A 19,432-nucleotide genomic window follows, 5' to 3' on the forward strand; every position below is an offset into this window, starting at 1 on the left:
CGGGCAATCTCCCATGGCTTGAATCCTTCATCTCGATGCAGGCGCATCAACGAACCGCCTGCGCCGCGCGCAACCGCGCCACGGCGTCCTCGTCGTAGCCGGCTGCCTGCAGGATTTCGTCCGTATGCTCGCCCAGCAGCGGCGCGCGGCGGCGCACCGCGCCCGGCGACTCGCTCAGCTTGACCGGAACCCCTACGATGCTTACCAGACGGTTAGCGCCAGGCTGCTCCACCTCCACCAGCATCTCCCGACGCGCATAGTGCTCATCCTGGAAAATCTCCGCAGCGGTGTAGACCGGCCCGAATGGCACTTTCCCGCCCAGCGCCGCGCCGATCTCGTCCTTGGTGTGCACGGCGGTGTACGCCTCCACCGCATCGATGACCTGCTGCTGATTCCGCACGCGCGCCGCGTTGGTGGCGAACGCCGGATCCTTGGCCATGTCCGGGCGGCCGATGAGGCCGGCCAGCGTCTCCCAGAACGCATCCGTCGCGCAGGCAATCGACACATGGCCGTCCAGCGACCGGAACAACCCGAACGGACACAGCAAGGGATGCCGGTTCCCCTCCGCCTTGGGCGCCTGGCCGGTATAGGAGTATTGATAGACGATGCGTTCGCACATGGCCAGCACGGCGTCGGTCATGGCCACATCGACGAATTGCCCCCGGCCGGTCCGTTGCACATGGCGGACCGCCGCCAGCACGCCCACGCACAGCATCAGCGCCGGCACTGTGTCGCCCACGCCCGGCCCCACTTTGGTCGGGGTATCCGCATTCGGCCCGGTGATGCCCATCATTCCCCCCATCGCTTGCGAAACCACGTCATAGGCGGGCCAATGCGCATAGGGACTCGCTCCGCTGCGCGGATCGCCAAAGCCGCGCACCGTGCCGTAAATAAGCCTGGGATTGGTCTGCCGCAGCGTTTCATACGCGAGCCCCAGCCGCTCCATCACGCCTGCCCGGAAGTTCTCGACGACGATATCCGCGCCATCGATCAGCTGGCGCAGGATGTCCCTGCCTGCCTCGCTCTTCAGATCGATGGCGATGGAACGCTTGTTCCGATTGATGCTCTGGAAGTACCCGCCGTAGTCCCGGGCCTCATCCTCGGCCAGGAATGGCCCCGTCACCCGGGTGCCGTCGCCGCCCATCCCTTCCACCTTGATGACGTCGGCGCCATGGTCCGCCAATATCTGGGTGCAGAAAGGTCCCGCCAGCATCTGTGTGAGATCGATCACCCGCAATCCGGCGAGCGCGCCCGCCGCTCCCGTGGAGTCCTGGGGGAACGTCCGGCTCATGCCTGCACCTTGCCTAGCAGCGCATCGGAGATGATGCGCATCTGGATTTCGGAAGTGCCTTCGAAGATCTTGGTCAGGCGCGCATCGCGCCAATAGCGCTCCGCGGCGCAATGCGTGGTGTAGCCGGCGCCGCCGTGGACCTGCAGGCCTTCGCTGGTCACCCGTTCGCTCATTTCGCTGGCCAGCAGTTTGACCATGGACGCTTCGGTGTCCGTGCGCACGCCGCGATCGATCTTCTCGCACACGGCGTAGAGCAAGGCGCGGGAGGCCTCGATCTGCGTCGCCATATCGGCGATCTTGAAGCGGATGGCCTGGAAGTCCGCTATCGGCCTGCCGAACTGGGCCCGTTGCTTGGCGTACTGGATCGAATCCTCCAGGCTGCCCTGCGCCAAGCCGATGGAACGCGCCGCGGTGTGCGCACGCGCGGTTTCCAGGCCGGCGCAGGCCAGATAGAACGCCTTGCCCTCGTCCCCTACCATGGCCGAGTGCGGCACGCGGCAGTTGTCGAATGCGAGCTCCCACGTCGTCCAGCCGTGATACCCGATCTTGGGGATGACGCTGCCCTGCACGCCCTCCGGCAGTTCGCCGCGCGGCTTTTCGATCATGAACGCGGACAGCCCTTTGTGGCGCGCCTGCGGATCGACCACGGGGTCGCTGCGGCAGATCACCAGAATAAAGTCCGCATCGTCGGCGAACGTGCACCAGTACTTGCTGCCCGTGATCAGCCAGTCGTCGCCGTCGCGCACGGCGCGGCAGGAGATGTTGGCCACATCCGAACCGGCGTTGGGCTCGGACAGGGAGAAAGCGCCGAGGAATTCGCCGCGCGCCATGCGTGGCAGGTACTCCGCCTTCTTCTGCGGCGTCAGGCCCTTGAGCGCGCCGATCAGCCCGTTGCCGCGCGCGATCAGGCTGCCCACGCTCATCCATCCGCGCGAAAGCTGTTCCGCCACCAGACAGTACTCGTAGGCGCCCAACCCCAACCCGCCGTACTCCTCGGGAATCAGGATGCCGAAAAAGCCTAGCTCGGCCATTTCATCGATCAGTTCGCGAGGGATCTTCCCTTTCTCCGGGTCCAGTCGATTGGCCACGGGAAGCACGCGTTCCATCGTGAATTGGCGCGCGGCCTCCTGGATCATGCGCCGCTCTTCGCTTTGTGCCTGCATTCTCTTCCTCGCCCAAAAATTGACACCCAAAATGTACGTACATATTATTTGTGAGAAAGCTGCCGTGCAACCCTTTTTGAAAAATAAAATTCGCCATATAAGCTTGTTTTTCTTGCTTTCCAGGATTTGACATGACGGTTTTTGATATGCAATATGTACGAACATTAAACAGCAACGCGGCCAGACCGGCGCCGCGCACCCCGGACGGGAGAATGGGCAGATGGGACTGAGCAATGACCGCAGGGGCAATTTCTTCGAGGACTTCCGGCTGGGCATGAAGATCCGCCACGCCACGCCGCGCACCCTCACCGACGGCGACCGCAGCCTCTATATCGGACTCACCGGCAGCCGCAGCGCGCTGCACACCGCCCACAGCAATGCCGAGCTGTTGGGTTGCGGCAACTGGCCTCTCGAGGATCTGCTGGTGTTCAACACCGCCTTCGGCAAGACCGTGCCGGACATTTCATTGAACGCGGCGGCAAACCTGGGCTACGCGGAAGTGCAGTTCACCGCGCCCATGTACCCGGGCGATACCCTCGCCGTCGAGTCCGAGATCATCGGCTTGAAGGAAAACTCCAGCCGCAAGACAGGCGTCGTCTATGTGCGTTCGATCGCGCGCAACCAGCGCCACCAGCAGATCCTGCAATGGGTGCGCTGGGTCATGGTGCACAAGAGGGACCCGCAGGCCGCATGCCCCGAAACCCTGGTGCCCTCAATGCAAGCGGCCATCGGCGCCGCGCAGCTAAGGCAGCACGGATACACGCCGCAAGCCCTGCGCATTACCGAAGTGACGGGCGCCGAGGAGCTCTGGGAAGACTACGACGAGGGCCAACGCATCGACCACCCTGGCGCAATGACCATCAATGACAGCGATCACAGCATCGCCACGCGCCTCTACCAGAACACCGCGCGGGCCCACTTCGACGGTCACGCCATGGCCGCGCAAGGCGGCCAACGGCTGGTCTACGGCGGGCATGTCATGTCGCTATGCCGCGCCCTGTCCTACGACGGACTGGAAAACGGCCTCTCCATCCTGGCCATCAATGGCGGCAGCCACGTGAACCCCAGCTACGCAGGCGACACCATCGCCTGCGCCACCACAGTGCTGCAACGCATCGACCTGGGACAGGCTCACATGGGCGCCCTGCGCCTGCGCACCATCGGCATCAAGAACGCCGGTGCCGCATCCATCGCCTTTCTCGATCCCGGCGCCGGCCGGCCCAGCCATCCGGCCCAAGTCGTGCTGGACATCGACTACACCATCGCCATGCCCAGGCGCCGAGTCTGACCGGCCAGAGCGAACCCGCCTTCAACCACATCCCTTGCGAGCACCGACATGACTACTGCCATCCATCCCCGCGATGCGCTCTTCGCTGGCGAAAGCCCCTTCCCTGTGCTGCCTGTCTGCGAACATTTCGCAGGCAGCGAAAAGCTGATCGGCAAGGCCATGGACCTGCAGGCCGAGTACGGTCCCGTCTTCGACATCACCTGCGATTGCGAGGACGGCGCCGCGGCCGGCCAGGAACGCGTTCATGCCGAGATGGTGGCAGGCATGATCAACTCGGCACGCAACAAGTTTGACCGGGCCGGCGCGCGCATCCATGATCCGTCCCATCCCGCCTGGCGCCAGGACGTGGACATCATCGTGAGCCAGGCAGGCGAACGTGTCGCCTACATCACCATCCCCAAGGCCACCAGCTGGCAGCAGGCCGCCGAGGTCATCGGCTATATCGGCGAGACCGCGCGCAAGGCCGGCCTGGAAAGACAGATCCCCGCCCATGTCCTGGTGGAGACCCACGGCGCCCTGCGCGATGCCTCCCCGATCGCCGCCCTGCCTACCGTCGAGGTGCTGGATTTCGGCCTGATGGATTTCGTCAGCGGCCACCATGGCGCCATCGCGGCCAGCGCCATGCGCAGCCCGGGCCAGTTCGAACACGCGCTGCTGGTGCGCGCCAAGGCCGAGGTGGTGGCCGCGGCGCTGGCCCATGGCGTCGTCCCAGCCCACAACGTATGCCTGAATCTCAAGGATCCCGGCATCATCGCCGACGACGCCGGGCGCGCGCGCCGGCAGTTCGGCTTTCTGCGCATGTGGAGCATCTACCCCGCGCAGATCCAACCCATTGTGCAGGCAATGCAGCCCGAATTCTCGGAAGTCGAGGATGCGGCCAATATTCTGCTGGCCGCCCAGGACAGCGATTGGGGCCCGATCCAGTACGAAGGCGAACTCCACGACCGCGCCACTTACCGCTACTTCTGGGAGATCTTGCGCAAGGCCAGGATTACCGGCATGGCGCTGCCGCCCGAGGCGCAACGCCGCTTCTTCGCCGATTGAACCGCGCGGGCGGTCCGAGGTCCGGAGGAAGGCAGGGGCCTTACAATGCTCCCGAAGCCCACGCCCCCTCTTCCAGGCACCTCATGACCGCCACCCGAAAGAACAACCCGACCGGATCCGCTGGCGGCCAGCCACGCTATGTGGAACTGGCCAATACGCTGTTGCGGGACATCCAGGAAGGCCGGCACGTGGTCGGCAGCCTGCTGCCCACGGAACACGAGCTGGCGGATCAGTATGGCGTCAGCCGGCATACGGTGCGCGCATCGCTGAAGAAGCTGGAAGACCTGGGCTATATCTCGCGCAAGAAGGCAGTGGGTACCCTGGTCGAAAGCGCGAATCCGGACACCGCTTTCGTGCAATCGTTCGGCACGCCCGAAGACCTGATACGCGTCGCGGCCACGGAAGTGCGTGCCATCGAGGACGTGCGCCACGTCACCCTGGACCGCAATAAGGCGCGGCGCCTGGAGGCGCCTGTGGGCAGTTCCTGGGTCCTGCTCAGCGGGACGCGCGAAGACGCGCGCAGGGCCGGCGCGCCCGTGGCGCAGGCGGACATCTATATCGACGCCACGCTGGCCGGCCTGGTCGACACGATCCGGCTCCAGCCCCAGACCCTGGTCAGTTCGCTGATCGAGCGCGAGTACGCGGTCGTCATCGACGAAATCCGGCAGATGGTCACCGCCACCCTGATCGAAGCCCCGCTGGCCGAGCGCCTGCGGGTCCAGGCCGGCAGCGCCGGCCTGCGCCTCATCCGGCACTACAAGGACGCGACTGGACGAATCCTCGAAATTACCGACACCACCTACCCGGCCGACCGGGTAACCGTGGCGTTCCAGCTTAAGCGCAGCCTCAAGCCCAGCCTCAATCCGTAGGCTGCGGCCGCTCAAGCCGCGCGCCAGCCGGACCTCGAACCAAGCAGAAACAGCGCCATCAGCGGCAGGACGGCCAGCGCCCCATATGCCACGCCCAGGCTGGAGCGCTCCGCCATGAAGCCGAACGCCGGCGGACCTATCACGACACCGATGTACGTGAAGAACATCGTCCCGCCGGTCACCGACGCCACCTTGCCGGCGGGAGCGAGACGCGCCAGTTCGCCAAGGAATACGCCATTCCAACCGATCGCCGTCGCGCCCAGCATCGCTGCCAGCAGACACAGCACGAGCAGGCTGGATTGCACAGGCGTGAACGCCAGCCCCAGGGCGCTGCCCGCCATCAACACTCCGATCAGCATCAGCACGCCACGCGGCGAACGCGTCCGATCGGCGATCCGCCCCCATGCCACGCGGCCCACGATGCCCGCGCCCTGGGCCACCGCGTAGACCAGCACGGCGCGCGCGACACCTAGTTGCAGATCCCGCTGCAGGAACACCATCAGGTAGCCGCTGACCGAAAGCTGGCACGCGGAGAACAACAGCGAAATGCCCGCCATGGTGCGCAGCTGCGCGCGTTGCAATACGTCCATGACGGGCCTGTGCCACTGCCCCGCCCCGGTTGCGCGCGGCGCAGCCGGCTCGTCCAATTGCGCGCGCAGCCAGTCTGAAGCCAGCGCCACCACGCAGGCCGCCCCCGCCAGGAAAAGCAAGGCCATGCGCCACGACGACCATGCCGCCAGCGCCGGCAGAATGGCCCCGGCCAGCAAGCCTCCCAGCGGCACGCCGGTCTGTTTCAGCGAAAAAACCGTGTACATCCGCTCTTGCGCCGTCGTGCGCGCAAGAATGTGCGAACTGGCGGGCGTGATGATGCCGTAACCCAGGCCGCACAGCAGCGCCGCAGCGTGCTGCGCCAACGGCGCCTCGATCGCCAGCACCGCCAGGCCCGCGGCCTGGAGAGTCAGGGCGGCCTGCGATACGCGCACCGCCCCCAGCCTTCCGACCAGCACGCTGCTCAATGCGCTGCTCATCATCGCCCCGCCATAGACCACGGCGAGAAACAGGCCCACCTCCGCGGTGCGCGCACCGGGAATCAACGGAACCAGTACGGCGAACGCCAGCGCGCCGGCGGTGCTGACGGCCTGGATCGCCAGCGTGCAAGCCAGTATCGCCACCTGCCGCCGCCCGTCCCGCTGGACGCCAGCGTCATTCCGCCTTGGCATTGGCCGCCTTCACCGCCTCGCCCCAGCGCTCGACTTCGGCGCCGATGAAAGTGCTGAATTGCGCCGGCCCCATCACCTGCGGAATGGCGCCCAGTTCGGCCATGCGCTTGGTCCATTGCGGCGCCTGCGCAATGCGGGTGATTTCGCCGGCCAGCCTGTCGACGACGGACTGCGGCATGTCCTTCGGTCCCACCACGCCTATCCAGGGATCGCCGCGGAACCCGGCATATCCCGATTCGGCGATGGTCGGCACCGATGCCAGCGTGGCGACACGCTGCTCGCTCGCCACGGCCAGCGCCTTCAACTTCCCGCTGCGCACCAGCGGTTCGGCAATCGACGCGACCTCGAACATGACATCCACCTGCCCGCCCACCACATCGGTCATGGCCGCCACGCCACCCTTGTAGGGAATGTGGTTCAGCTTCACCCCGGCGCGCTGCTGGAACATTTCCATCACCAGGTGATTGGTCACGCCATTGCCGCCCGATGCGTAGTTGATCGCGCCGGGATGCTTCCTGGCGTATTCGACCAGATCGGCAAGGCTCTTGAAACGGGATTCGGGATGGACGACCAGCACCAGCGGGAAGATGCCTATCATCGCCAGGGGCTGGAAATCCGTCTTGCTGTCATAGCGCAGGTTCTTGTAGATCCAGCCATTGACCGCCAGCGGGCCGCTGGACGTGGCAAGCAACGTGTAGCCGTCGGGCCGCGATCGCGCCACTTCCTCGGCGGCCAGCCCCGCCCCTACCCCTGGCTTGTTCTCGACAAAGAACGTCTGCCCCAAGTCACCCGTCAACTGCTGCGCCAGCATGCGCGCAATCACGTCGGTGGTCTGCCCGGCGGGAAACCCCACCAGCATCCGCACCGCTTTCTCGGGATACTCCGCGCACGCGGCGCCCGCCCATAGCGCGCACGCCGATAGCAAAGCGCGCGATGCAAATCTTGACCAGCCCATGTTGTCACCTCCGTGCCGACGCTGTAGCGCGTCTGGTCTTTTCGTACATGCCCTGACGGATACGCATCCGTCTGCACCCAGGCCCTTTCGTAGAACTAGGTACGTACATATTACGTTAAAACAAGAATTCAGCCGCTAGGGATTACGATAGTGACTAAATTACGGGCAAATTTGACTGGAGAGTTTTATTTCTGAGAATTTTCCAGCACCTATTTGTACGAACATATAAGAAAGCCAAATCTGCCCAACACGGGTCTACGGCTGGCGTTCCCCCACATCCGCCATCCCGTGCCGGCGGGATGACGGATGCCCGTGGCTATAACCACATCCATACCGTGTTCGTGCCAGCCCTGGCGCGCAAGATTCAGGCCAAGCCTGGCGAGGACGTCGAGTCGGAAATCCGCGACGCCATGCAGATGCTGATAGGGACGGTCTCGCTGATGATGCTGGCGGACCCGGGTCCGCTGCGCCTCGAAGAGGAGGCAGTCAAACCGAAGCTGACTGAGATGATGCGGCGGCTGCTGCGGCTGGCCTGAGGCTGGCGGCTTTCGACAGCCGAAAACCGCGCGCGCAAGCAAAAAGGCCGTCAGCGATATGTCGCTGACGGCCTTTCTTCATTGGTCGGGGCGGTGGGATTCGAACTCACGACCCTCTGCTCCCAAAGCAGATGCGCTACCAGGCTGCGCTACGCCCCGAAGGGTGGCAACTATACCAGATACCGGACGGACGGCCTATTCCCGCCCCCACCGAGCATCGCACGGGGTTCGCGCCAGGCCTCTCTGCTTGACACCTATATATTTCAAGCCTAAATTAAATGCGGCTTCCGACGCTGCGGTGGATGCCGCCAGAGGACGGGCCGCCAGGCCTGCCGCCCTGTGTTTTCGCGCCGGAATGCCTGCTGGAATCAGCAGGCACACTGGCACAACCCCATAAACATGCATCGGGAAACACATGGCAAACGCCTCAGCTCCAACCGCCTGGGCCACGCCCGCGCGGACCACCCATACCGTGCTTTTCGTCTGCTGGCTGGCCATTCTGTTCGAGGGCTACGACGTCGGCGTGATGGGCGCCGTGCTGCCGGCGCTGGCCGAGGACAAGAGTTGGGGACTGACCTCGCTGCAACTGGGCGTACTGGGCAGCTACGCGCTGGCGGGCATGTTCGTGGGTTCGTTCGCCGTGGGTACCCTGAGCGACCTGCTGGGCCGACGGCGCATGCTGCTGGGCTGCGTCACCCTGTTCTCGCTGACCATGATAGGCGCGGCCTGGGCGCCCACGCCGACCTGGTTCGCGGTGTTCCGCTTCATCGGCGGCCTGGGGCTGGGCGGGGTGATACCGGTGGCGGCGGCGCTGACCATCGAGTATTCACCGCCGGCCAAGCGCGGCTTCAACTATGGCGTGATGTACTCGGGTTATTCGTTGGGCATCCTGTGCTCGGCCGCCGTGGCCATGGCGCTGCTCAGCCACTGGGGCTGGCGGTCGGTAATCGTGGTGGGCGCCCTGCCCTTGCTGCTGGTGCCGGTGTTGGCGCGCCTGCTGCCCGAATCGCTGGAATACCTGTTGGCCAAGGGGGACGAAGCCGGCGCCCGCGCCCAGGCCCAGCGCCTGGGCATCACCTCGCTGGAATCCTTCCGGCCGCGCGAGGTGACGGGCGAAAAATCCACCTGGCGCGACGTCATGGCGGCGGTGTTCGCACCGCGCCATCTGCGCGCCACGCTGTGCTTCTGGGGCGCGCTGTTCCTGGGCATGATGCTGGTGTATGGCCTGAACACCTGGCTGCCGCAGATCATGCGCAAGAACGGCTATGACCTGGGCTCCAGCATTTCCTTCCTGCTGGTGTTCAGCCTGGCTTCGGCCATCGGCGGCCTGGTGCTGGGCCGCTTCGCCGACAAGACCGAACCGCGCAAGATCGTGGCGCTGTTCTACCTGGCGGGCGCGGTGGGCATCTACTGCCTGACCTACAACAACCCGTTGGCCGTGAATTACGTCTGGGTCGCCTTGGCCGGCGTGGGCAGCATTTCCTCGTCGTTGATCCTGACGGGCTATCTGGCGGGCTACTATCCGGCGCACGCCCGCGGCGCGGCCACGGGCTGGGCGCTGTCCTTCGCCCGCATCGGCGCCATGAGCGGCCCCATCGTGGGCGGCTACCTGGCCAGCCTGCAGTTGCCACTGGCCTGGAACTTCATTGCCTTCTCTTGCGCGGCGGTGCTGGCAGCGGTGTTCGTGGTGCTGATTCCCGGCCGCCATGCGGGCAACGTCCAGGAACAGCCCGCAGCAGGGACCAAGCAGGCCCTGCTGCAGCAGTAAAAAAGGCGCGCTTCGAAAAGCGCGCCTTTTTTTCGTAAGACCGAAACCCGGCGCTCAGCCGAAGCGGCCCGTGATGTAGTCTTCCGTTTCCTTGCGAGTAGGCTTCACGAAGATCTGGTCGGTCTGGCCGAATTCCATCAGCTCGCCCAGGTACATGTAGGCGGTGTAGTCCGAGCAGCGCGCGGCCTGCTGCATGTTGTGCGTCACGATGACGACGGTGTAGTCGTTCTTCAGTTCGGCGATCAATTCTTCGATCTTGGCGGTCGAAATCGGATCCAGCGCCGAACACGGCTCGTCCAGCAGCAGCACTTCGGGCTTGATGGCCACGCCGCGAGCGATGCACAGGCGCTGTTGCTGGCCGCCCGACAGGCTGTTGCCGCTCTGGTGCAGCTTGTCCTTCACTTCGTTCCACAGCGCGGCCTTGCTCAGCGCCCATTCCACGCGCTCGTCCATTTCACCCTTGGACAGGCGCTCGAACAGGCGCACGCCGAAGGCGATGTTGTCGTAGATGCTCATGGGGAACGGCGTGGGCTTCTGGAACACCATGCCGACCTTGGCGCGGATCAGCGAGATATCGGTCTTGGCCGTCAGCAGGTTTTCGCCGTCCAGGATGATCTCGCCCTCGGCGCGCTGGCCGGGATAGAGTTCAAACATGCGGTTGAAGGTGCGCAGCAGCGTGGACTTGCCGCAGCCCGACGGGCCGATGAAGGCGGTGACCTTCTTCTCCTGGATCGACATGTTCACATTGCGGATCGCATGGAACTTGCCGTAGTAGAAGTTCAGGTTCTTGACCTCGATCTTGTTCTTGACGGCGGTAGCGGTATTTTCCATTTGGTTTCCCTTGGCTCCGGCGCGCCCAGCGCGCCGGCAAAGCGATCTTTACTTGCGGAACATGTTGCGGGCAATGATGTTGATGCCCAGCACCAGCAGCGTAATCAGCGTGGCGCCGGCCCATGCCAGGTTGTTCCAGTCCTTGAAGGGGCTGGCGGCGTATTGATAGATCACGACCGGCAGGTTGGCCATCGGGCCATTCATGTTCAGGGACATGAACTGGTTCGACAGCGCAGTGAACAGCAGCGGCGCGGTTTCGCCGGAGATCCGGGCGATGGCCAGCAGCACGCCGGTGATGATGCCGGTCTTGGCGGCGCGATAGCACACCAGGGTAATCATGCGCCACTTGGGGCAGCCCAGCGCGGCCGCGGCTTCGCGCAGGCTGTTGGGCACCAGCAGCAGCATGTTGTCGGTGGTGCGCACCACGACCGGGATCACCAGGATGGACAGCGCGATGGCGCCGGCCCAGCCCGAGTAGTGCCCGACCTGGGCCACATACACGGCGTAGATGAACAGGCCGATGATGATGGACGGGGCCGACAGCAGCACGTCGTTGAGGAAGCGCGTGGCGGGCGCCAGCCAGCCGCGCTGGCCGTATTCGGCCAGGTAGGTGCCGGCCAGAATGCCCACGGGCGTGCCGATGAGCGTGCCCACGCCAGCCATCATCACGCTGCCGAAGATGGCGTTGATCAGGCCGCCAGTCTGCCCCGGCGGCGGCGTGATCTCGGTGAAGAGCGTGTACGAGAGCGCAGGAGCGCCTTTCATCAACAGCGTCAGAATGATCCAGAACAGCCAGAACAGCCCGAACATCAGCGTCCCCAGCGACACGGTCAGCATGATGCGGTTGATCACGCGGCGCCGGCGATAGGTGCCGTTCTGCATATTGAGTACGGATACAGCCATGATCTTTTCCTTGTGCTCGCGCCGCGTCAGGTTTTCTTGCCTTCGCCGGCGGACAGGCGAACCAGCAGCATCTTGGCCAGGGCCAGCACGATGGTCGTGATCAGGAACAGGATCAGGCCCAGTTCCAGCAGCGCCGACTTCTGTATGCCGCCCGCTTCATTGAATTCGTTGGCCAGCGCCGAGGCGATCGAGTTGCCCGGCGAGAACAGCGATCCGGACCACTTGAAGGCATTGCCGATGACGAAGGTCACGGCCATGGTCTCGCCGAGGGCGCGACCCAGGCCCAGCATGATGCCGCCGATGACGCCCGACTTGGTATAGGGCAGCACCACGCGCCACATCACTTCCCAGGTTGTGCTGCCCAGGCCGTAGGCGGATTCCTTCAACATCGCCGGCACCAGTTCGAACACGTCGCGCATGACGGCGGCGATGAACGGGATGATCATGATCGAGAGGATCAGGCCGGCGGTGAAGATGCCGATGCCGAAGGGCGGGCCTGCGAAGATGCCGCCGATCACGGGCAGGCTGCCCAGCGTGGCGATCATGAAGGGCTGCACATACTGCTGGAATACGGGGACGAAGACGAACAGGCCCCACATGCCGTAGATGATGGACGGAATGGCGGCCAGCATTTCGACCGCGGTGCCCAGCGGGCGGCGCAGCCAGGTGGGCGACAGTTCGGTCAGGAAGATGGCGATGCCGAAAGACACGGGCACGGCGATGATCAGGGCGATGGCCGAGGTCAGCAAGGTGCCGATGATAGGCACCACGGCGCCGTAGTTCGAATTGACCGGATCCCAATCGTTGAGCCAGAGGAACGACAGGCCGTACTTGGCCAGCGATTCGCGGCTGCCGTAGATCAGGGAAACAAGAATCGCCGCCAGCAGGATGAACACCAGGAAGGCGAACAGGCGGGTCAGATTCTTGAATAGCGCATCCATCAGCGCGTTTTTATTTTGCTTCATAGGCGAAGGCGTGCCGGTAGTCACGGAGTCCGCCACGCTGGGCGGAAGCGGCACACTATTATCCATTACCGCGCTCATGGATGGACTTTCCTTAGGAAACCTTGGGGGGAGAACTTCGAAGGTCTTGCTGCGGACCGTCCCTGTCGTTGCGCCATTGCGCAGCTCTGGGGACGGTCGCCGATGGAGTGCGCGGTGGAGGCTGGCATTGTTGCCGGGTCTCCCCCGCGCTCCATCACTTACTTCCAGACGGCCTTGCCGTCGGCGGCCTTGACTTCGCCCCAGGCGGCGCGGATTTCCTTGGTCACGGCTTCCGGCAGCGGCACGTAGTCCATGGCTTCAGCCGACTTGGCGCCGTTCTTGAAGGCCCAGTCGAAGAATTCCAGCACGGCCTTGCCCTGCGCCGGCTTGTCTTGCGACTTGTGGATCAGGATGAAGGTGGCGGCGGTGACGGGCCAGGAATCGGCGCCCGGCTCGTCGGTCAGGACCACGCCCATGCCCGGCGCGCTCTTCCAGTCGGCGTTGGCAGCCGCGGCGGCGAACGCCTTCTGCTCCGGCTGGACGAACTTGCCGTCCTTGTTCTGCAACTGCGTCCAGGCCAGCTTGTTCTGCTTGGCGTAGGCGTATTCGACGTAGCCGATCGAGTTCTTCAGCTGGCCGACGTAGGCGGCGACGCCTTCGTTGCCCTTGCCACCCTGACCCACGGGCCACTTCACGGCCTTGCCTTCGCCCACGGTCGACTTCCAGTCCGGCGACACCTTGGACAGGTAGTTGGTCCAGCCGAAGGTGGTGCCGGAGCCGTCCGAACGGTGCACGACGATGATGTCGGCCGACGGCAGCTTGAGGTCGGGGTTCAGCGCCTTGATGGCGGCGTCATCCCACTTCTTGACCTTGCCCAGGAAGATGTCGGCCAGGACCGGGCCCGACAGCTTCAGCTTGCCGGGTTCGATACCGTCGACGTTCACCACGGCAACCGTGCCGCCGATGACGGCCGGGAACTGCAGCAGGCCGTTCTTTTCCAGGTCGGCTGCCTTCATGGGATCGTCCGAGGCGCCGAAATCGACGGTCTTGGCGATGATCTGCTGCTGGCCGCCGCCCGAACCGATGGACTGGTAGTTGACGGCGCTGTTGGTGGCAGCCTTGTAGTCGGACGCCCACTTGGCGTAGATCGGGTACGGGAACGATGCGCCGGCGCCGGTCACGTCGGCGGCCTGGACGGCAAACACGGCGGCGCTCAGTGCGACGCCCAGGGAAACTTGTTTGAAGACACGTTTGAACATCAGGGTTCCTTCTGTGCTCGTTGGAGGAGTCTGGCAGGCTTTGGAAACTGCCTGTCTTTCAGCGACCCTCGAATATTAAAAGCCTCACATGACAGGATAGTGACAGTCATGTTGTCCCCCCGAGGCGCTGCGCGCCTCCCCCCAGGGGGCGCCGGTGGCGGACCGGCGGAGCCGGATCCGCACGGCCTGGATTGGGGGACGCACTGCCTCGAACGGCGCCGAGGGCGCGCGGGCAAGCCCGAGAGACGAGGGAGAGCGCGGGAATGAGAGAGCGGACGGGGGAACGGCGGTCTGCTTTGGAACACCGCCCCGCGGCCCTGCCCCCCCCCGGGACGGCGGCGGGGCTGTGGGACGGCGGGACGTTACACGCCCAGCTTCTGCATCAGGTACTGGTGCAGGTTGAAGGGTTCGCGGCGGCTCTTGACGCGGGCGTAGTCGCCGTCGGCCTGCTGCTGCCAGGCCAGCTGGTTGTCGCGTAGCGCATAGGTGAAGGCTTCGTCGATGACGCGCTTCTTCAGGGTCTTGTCGTAGATCGGGAAGGCGATCTCGACCCGGCGGAAGAAATTGCGGTCCATCCAGTCGGCCGACGACAGGTACACGGTCTCTTCGCCGTCGGCGTAGAAATAGAAGACCCGCGAATGCTCCAGGAAGCGGCCGACGATGGAACGCACCCGGATGTTCTCGGACAGCCCCGGCACGCCGGCGCGCAGCGCGCACACGCCGCGCACGATCAGGTCGATCTTCACGCCGGCCTGACCGGCCTTGTAGAGTTCCTCGATGATCTGCTCTTCCAGCAGCGAGTTCATCTTGGCCATGATGCGCGAACGCTTGCCGGCCTTGGCCGCGCGGGCCTCGGCGCGGATCAACGCCACCATGCCGTCGTGCATGGTGAAGGGCGACTGCATCAGCGCCTTGAGCGAGCGGCGCGCGCCCAGCCCGGTCAGTTGCGCGAACACCTTGTCCATGTCCTCGCACAGCTTCGGATCGGCGGTGAGCAGACCGAAGTCGGTGTACAGCCGCGCCGTGCGCGGATGGTAGTTGCCCGTGCCCAAGTGGGCATAGCGGCGCAAGCGCCCTTTTTCGCGGCGCAACACCACGGCCATCTTGGCATGCGTCTTGTGCGCCACCACGCCGTACACCACGTGCGCCCCCACCTCTTCCAGCTTGGAGGCCCAGTTGATGTTGGTCTGCTCGTCGAAGCGGGCCATCAGCTCCACCACCACCGTCACTTCCTTGCCGGCGCGCGCGGCGGCCAGCAGGATCTTCATCAGCTCGGAATCCTCGCCGGTGCGGTAGATGGTCTGCTTGATCGCCATGACGTCCGGATCCAGCGCGGCGGCGGTCAGGAAGTCGATGACTGGCTGGAAGGACTGGTAGGGATGGTGCAGCAGGCGGTCCTGCTCGGCCACGGCCTCGAACAGCTCGGCCGGCTTGTCGCCCACGCGGTCGAATGGCGCCGGCACGGGCGCCCGGTAATCCGGGAACAGCAGGTCCGGGCGCGAGTCCGAATTGCACAGCTGCATCAGGCGCGACAGGTTCACCGGTCCGGGCACGCGGTAGGTGTCCTCGGCCTTAAGCGAGAACTCGCGCTGCAGGAAGTGCTCCAGTTCGACCGGCGTCAGCTTGTCGATTTCCAGGCGCACCGCGGCGCCGAAGTTGCGCTGCGACAATTCGCCCTGCAAGGCGTGGCGCAGGTTGGTGACTTCTTCCTCGTCCACGAACAGGTCGCTGTTGCGCGTGACCCGCCACTGGTAGCAGCCCAGCATCTCGAGCCCCGGGAACAGCTCGCCCACGAAGGCGCGCAGCAGCGAGGTCAGCAGGATGTAGCCCTCGGGCTGGCCGGAGAGCTCCTGCGGCATCTTGATCAGGCGCGGCAAGGCGCGCGGCGCCTGCACCACGGCGATCGAGGCCTGGCGGCCGAAGGCGTCGGCGCCGGACAGCGACACGATGAAATTCAGGCTCTTGTTGTAGACGCGCGGAAACGGATGCGCCGGATCCAGCCCGATAGGCGTCAGGAGCGGCATCACGTCGCGGTTGAATACGTCCCGCGCCCATTCCTGCTGTTGCTGATTCCACTCGGACGCGTGGTGCAGCGAGATGCCCTCGGCATGCATGGCCGGCAGGATCTCGTCATTGAGCAGGTTGTACTGGCGGTTGACCAGTTCGTGCACCGCCTGCTGCACGTTCTCGAACGCCTGGTCCGGCGTCATACCATCCGGCCCCACCAGGTTCGGCGACTGGCGCTGTTGCTCCTTCAGGCTGGAAATCCGGATCTCGAAGAACTCGTCCAGGTTGGAACTGACGATGCACACGTAGCGCAGGCGTTCCAGCAAGGGAGTCTTGGGGCTCTCCGCCATCGCCAGCACGCGTTCGTTGAATTTCAGCAGCGACAGCTCGCGGTTCAGAAGCAAGGGCTCGGCAGGAGGGCGTGAGGGCATACCGGATTCCATACGTAGGGAGAGCGTGGAGTTTTACTGCAAAAAAGTGACGGTTCCATGACACTACGCCAAAAACGTAGCGTACGCTAAAAGCGGGACATATAGCGGGCCGGCTATGCGCCGCAAGCCCCTGTTCCGTAAGAAAAAAAGCGTAATCGGGAACGCTGTCACATGGGGTCTCTATAATCGGCCCACCTCTCAGCCAATATTACGAGCCGCATGGATCAACTTCTGGCCGCGGTGGACCTTGGGTCCAACAGCTTCCGCCTCTCCATCGGACGCATCGTTCAACAGGACGGTACGCCCCAGATCTATCAGATCGACCGCCTCAAGGAAACCGTCCGGCTCGCGGCCGGCCTGGACTCCGAAAAACGGCTGGGCGATGACGCCATCGACAGGGCCATCGCGGTGCTGGAACGCTTTGGCGACCGCCTGCGCAGCTTCCACCCCAACCGGGTCCGCGCCGTCGCCACCAACACCTTCCGCGTCGCCCGCAACACCCGCGACTTCCTGCCGCGCGCCGAAGCCGCGCTGGGCTTTCCCATCGAAGTCATCGCCGGCCGCGAAGAGGCCCGCCTGATCTTCTCGGGCGTGGTCCACACCCTGCCCCCCTCGCCCAACAAACGCCTGGTCATCGACATCGGCGGCGGCTCCACCGAAGTCATCATCGGCAAAGGCCATGAGCCCGGGCTGATGTCCTCGCTCTACATGGGCTGCGTCAGCTACAGCCGCCAGTTCTTCTCGGATGGCGTGGTCGACGCGCATCAGATGAAGCAGGCCGAACTGGCCGCGCGCCGCGAGATCGAAGTCATCGCCAAGCAATACCGCAAGATGGGCTGGAAGGAGGCCTACGGCTCCTCCGGCACGGCCAAGGCGCTGTTCGCCATCCTGACCGAATGCCGCTTCTCGGACCGCGGCATCACGCGCGCCGGTCTGAACAAGCTGAAGGAACGCATCATCCGCTCGGGCCGCGTGGTTCCATCCGAACTGCCCGGCATCAAGATCGAACGCTCGGACGTGCTGCCGGGCGGCCTGGCCATCATGAGCGCCCTGTTCGACGAACTGGGCATCGACGTCATGCATACCGGCGACGGCGCCCTGCGCCTGGGCGTGCTGTATGACCTGCTGGGCCGCGACGATGAGCACGACAAGCGCGACGAATCGGTGCGCCAGTTCATGAAGCGCTACCACGTCGACGTCAACCAGGCGCGCCGCGTGCACCACGCCGCGCTCACGCTGTTCGACGCGCTGTTCCCGGACGGCCCGGAACGCGCCGAGCTGCGCCCCGCGTTGGGCTGGGCGGCCGACCTGCATGAAGTGGGCCTGTCCATCGCGCACAACGCGTACCACAAGCACACCGCCTACGTGCTGGAAAACGCCGACATGCCGGGCTTCTCGCGCGCTGATCAGCAACTGCTGGCGCTGCTGGCACTCGGCCACCAGGGCAAGCTGACCAAGCTGGAACCGCTGGTGCGGTCGCGCGCGCAATGGAAGGCTATCCTCAGCCTGCGCCTGGCGGTGCTGCTATTCCGCCGCCGCAACGAAATCGAGCCGCTGCCGCTGACGGCCTCGGTGCGCGACAACTCCATCGTGGTGCGGGTCAACCGCGAATGGCTGGCGCAGCACCCCCTGAGCGACTTCACGCTGCGCGCCGAAGAGGCCGAGTGGAACAAGGTCGGGTTTTCGTTCGAACTGCTGGAGTTCTGAGGAACAGGCCGCACGCCGGCATCGTTTGCATCCGGCCCCGCACTGCGGGGCCGGCGTCATCTAGAACGGCGAAAGATCCGTTTCGCGATCGAGCCGCTTGAGCTCCATGCGCAAGGGCCGGGTGGCTCGCCGTATCAGCCTGATCTTCATGCGGCGGAGCAGGCGGCGCATGATGGTCAGCGCTGGGCAGTGGCGGGCTGGTCCAGCCCGAAGTGGCGGCGATAGCGCTCGTCCATGCGATCCATCTTGAGCAGCACCGGGAAATCCGCGGCATTGAAGTCCGGGTCCCAGGCGGGCTCGCCACAGACCTTGGCGCCCAGCTTCAAATAGCCCTTGATCAGCGGCGGCACGCGCGCCGGCAGGGTGCTGTTGAGCTTTTCCACCGGATAGCGGTGCAGCGGCGTCACGCGCGGTTCGTCGCCCTGCGGCAACTGCTTGGAAATGGTGCGCCACACTTCGGCGGCGGTCACGCCATCGTCGCGCAGGCTGACGCTGGCGCAGCCCAGCACGTATTGGTAGCCGCCGCGGCGCAGGTATTCGGCCAGCCCCGACCACAGCAGCATGATGACGCCGCCGCCACGGTAGTCGGCGTGGGTGCAGGAGCGGCCGACTTCGACCAGCTCGTCCTGAATGGCGCCCAGCCCGGACAGGTCGAACTCGGACTGCGAGTAGTATCCACCAGCCTCCCGCGCCTTTTCCGGCGTCAGGATGCGGTAGGTGCCGACCACGCGGCCCGTATCCAGCTCGCGGACCATCAGGTGTTCGCAGAACGGGTCGAAGCGGTCTTGCTCAATGCCGTCCTGGGCATCGGGGAACACCACGCCCATGTCCTCGGTGAAGACCTCGTAGCGCAGGCGTTGAATCTGCTCGATTTCTTCAGCGGTGCGCGCCAAGCCCACCACCAGCACCTTGGCGGCGGCGCCGGTCCAAGGTTCTGCGGCATTACGGCTCGGATTGATGCGTGCTAATTCCAGCATTGCGCGAAGCTCCTAGAGAGTCCAGCCAGTGTGGACGCCCTGTATGTCAAAGACTTGACCAATATGTTACGTGACTATGAAGTTTAGTTCGGGGCTGATAAATCAATCTTCCGCCGAAATCGACAAAACTTTACAAATCTATACAGCCCCTGAACAAACAAAGGCCACCCGTCACGCTTCGGGTGGCCTTGCTTGGAATC

The 19,432-nt window shown here is 64.7% G+C and carries 16 protein-coding genes and 1 tRNA gene; 6 read left to right on the top strand and 11 right to left on the bottom strand.

All coding sequences use genetic code 11. The annotated features are described in order from the left end of the window. Positions 1 to 46 precede the first annotated feature (46 nt). The gene (locus IPU70_RS04640) at positions 47 to 1,291 is read right to left on the bottom strand and encodes a CaiB/BaiF CoA-transferase family protein (RefSeq protein ID WP_207465361.1); all 1,245 of its coding nucleotides are present in this window, start codon (positions 1,289 to 1,291) and stop codon (positions 47 to 49) included. Then, positions 1,288 to 2,454, bottom strand: a complete 1,167-nt coding sequence (locus IPU70_RS04645) for an acyl-CoA dehydrogenase family protein (protein WP_013395570.1) — start codon at positions 2,452 to 2,454, stop codon at positions 1,288 to 1,290. The genes IPU70_RS04640 and IPU70_RS04645 overlap by 4 nt, the downstream gene beginning before the upstream one ends. Positions 2,455 to 2,674: 220 nt before the next feature. On the opposite strand from IPU70_RS04645, the gene IPU70_RS04650 reads away from it, so the two are divergent. The 3 genes from IPU70_RS04650 to IPU70_RS04660 all read left to right on the top strand — a co-directional run bounded on the left by IPU70_RS04650 (position 2,675) and on the right by IPU70_RS04660 (position 5,655). Then, a complete protein-coding gene (locus tag IPU70_RS04650; RefSeq protein WP_207465363.1) occupies positions 2,675 to 3,742 on the top strand; it encodes a MaoC family dehydratase in 1,068 nt (355 codons plus the stop codon). A gap of 48 nt (positions 3,743 to 3,790) precedes the next feature. Then, positions 3,791 to 4,786, top strand: coding sequence for a CoA ester lyase (locus IPU70_RS04655; RefSeq protein WP_207465366.1), 996 nt, complete (start codon positions 3,791 to 3,793; stop codon positions 4,784 to 4,786). Positions 4,787 to 4,869: 83 nt separating this feature from the next. Continuing rightward, positions 4,870 to 5,655: a GntR family transcriptional regulator gene (locus IPU70_RS04660; RefSeq protein WP_207465368.1), complete on the top strand. Its 786-nt coding sequence runs from the start codon at positions 4,870 to 4,872 to the stop codon at positions 5,653 to 5,655. Positions 5,656 to 5,666: 11 nt separating this feature from the next. Here IPU70_RS04660 and IPU70_RS04665 read toward each other — a convergent pair whose 3' ends face one another. Together IPU70_RS04665 and IPU70_RS04670 are read right to left on the bottom strand one after the other, a co-directional pair. Further along, positions 5,667 to 6,827 carry an MFS transporter gene (locus IPU70_RS04665; protein WP_207465370.1) on the bottom strand — a complete coding sequence of 387 codons (1,161 nt, stop codon included), beginning with the start codon at positions 6,825 to 6,827 and terminating at the stop codon, positions 5,667 to 5,669. Positions 6,828 to 6,858: 31 nt separating this feature from the next. Further along, on the bottom strand, positions 6,859 to 7,830 hold the full coding sequence (locus tag IPU70_RS04670) for a tripartite tricarboxylate transporter substrate binding protein (RefSeq protein WP_207465372.1): 972 nt from the start codon (positions 7,828 to 7,830) through the stop codon (positions 6,859 to 6,861). A 299-nt stretch (positions 7,831 to 8,129) separates the two neighbouring features. Between IPU70_RS04670 and IPU70_RS04675 the strand changes: the two genes are divergently transcribed. Beyond that, positions 8,130 to 8,366 carry a hypothetical protein gene (locus IPU70_RS04675; protein ID WP_207465374.1) on the top strand — a complete coding sequence of 79 codons (237 nt, stop codon included), beginning with the start codon at positions 8,130 to 8,132 and terminating at the stop codon, positions 8,364 to 8,366. An 82-nt stretch (positions 8,367 to 8,448) separates the two neighbouring features. Here IPU70_RS04675 and IPU70_RS04680 read toward each other — a convergent pair. Beyond that, positions 8,449 to 8,525 (bottom strand) — tRNA-Pro (locus IPU70_RS04680). Between the two features lie 256 nt (positions 8,526 to 8,781). On the opposite strand from IPU70_RS04680, the gene IPU70_RS04685 reads away from it, so the two are divergent. Beyond that, the gene (locus IPU70_RS04685) at positions 8,782 to 10,134 is read left to right on the top strand and encodes an aromatic acid/H+ symport family MFS transporter (protein WP_207465376.1); all 1,353 of its coding nucleotides are present in this window, start codon (positions 8,782 to 8,784) and stop codon (positions 10,132 to 10,134) included. 54 nt (positions 10,135 to 10,188) lie between these two features. Here the strand turns inward: IPU70_RS04685 and pstB are convergent, their stop codons facing one another. From pstB to ppk1, 5 genes are all read right to left on the bottom strand, one after another. Beyond that, positions 10,189 to 10,965 (bottom strand): phosphate ABC transporter ATP-binding protein PstB, encoded by a 777-nt coding sequence (pstB, locus tag IPU70_RS04690; protein WP_013395581.1) that lies wholly within the window; start codon positions 10,963 to 10,965, stop codon positions 10,189 to 10,191. A gap of 48 nt (positions 10,966 to 11,013) precedes the next feature. Further along, positions 11,014 to 11,868, bottom strand: a complete 855-nt coding sequence (pstA, locus tag IPU70_RS04695) for a phosphate ABC transporter permease PstA (protein ID WP_013395582.1) — start codon at positions 11,866 to 11,868, stop codon at positions 11,014 to 11,016. A gap of 26 nt (positions 11,869 to 11,894) precedes the next feature. Further along, positions 11,895 to 12,911 (bottom strand): phosphate ABC transporter permease subunit PstC, encoded by a 1,017-nt coding sequence (pstC, locus tag IPU70_RS04700; protein ID WP_013395583.1) that lies wholly within the window; start codon positions 12,909 to 12,911, stop codon positions 11,895 to 11,897. A gap of 158 nt (positions 12,912 to 13,069) precedes the next feature. Then, positions 13,070 to 14,110, bottom strand: a complete 1,041-nt coding sequence (pstS, locus tag IPU70_RS04705) for a phosphate ABC transporter substrate-binding protein PstS (RefSeq protein WP_207465378.1) — start codon at positions 14,108 to 14,110, stop codon at positions 13,070 to 13,072. A 362-nt stretch (positions 14,111 to 14,472) separates the two neighbouring features. After that, a complete protein-coding gene (gene ppk1, locus IPU70_RS04710) occupies positions 14,473 to 16,548 on the bottom strand; it encodes a polyphosphate kinase 1 (protein WP_207465379.1) in 2,076 nt (691 codons plus the stop codon). A 219-nt stretch (positions 16,549 to 16,767) separates the two neighbouring features. Between ppk1 and ppx the strand changes: the two genes are divergently transcribed. Further along, the gene (gene ppx, locus IPU70_RS04715) at positions 16,768 to 18,255 is read left to right on the top strand and encodes an exopolyphosphatase (protein WP_207465381.1); all 1,488 of its coding nucleotides are present in this window, start codon (positions 16,768 to 16,770) and stop codon (positions 18,253 to 18,255) included. Between the two features lie 176 nt (positions 18,256 to 18,431). Here the strand turns inward: ppx and IPU70_RS04720 are convergent, their stop codons facing one another. Further along, entirely contained in the window at positions 18,432 to 19,232 is an 801-nt protein-coding gene (locus IPU70_RS04720) for a GNAT family N-acetyltransferase (RefSeq protein WP_207465383.1), read from the bottom strand. Positions 19,233 to 19,432 lie beyond the last annotated feature (200 nt).

The sequence above is a fragment of the Achromobacter sp. SD115 genome (genome assembly GCF_017355315.1).
GTDB lineage: Bacteria > Pseudomonadota > Gammaproteobacteria > Burkholderiales > Burkholderiaceae_B > Achromobacter > Achromobacter xylosoxidans_B.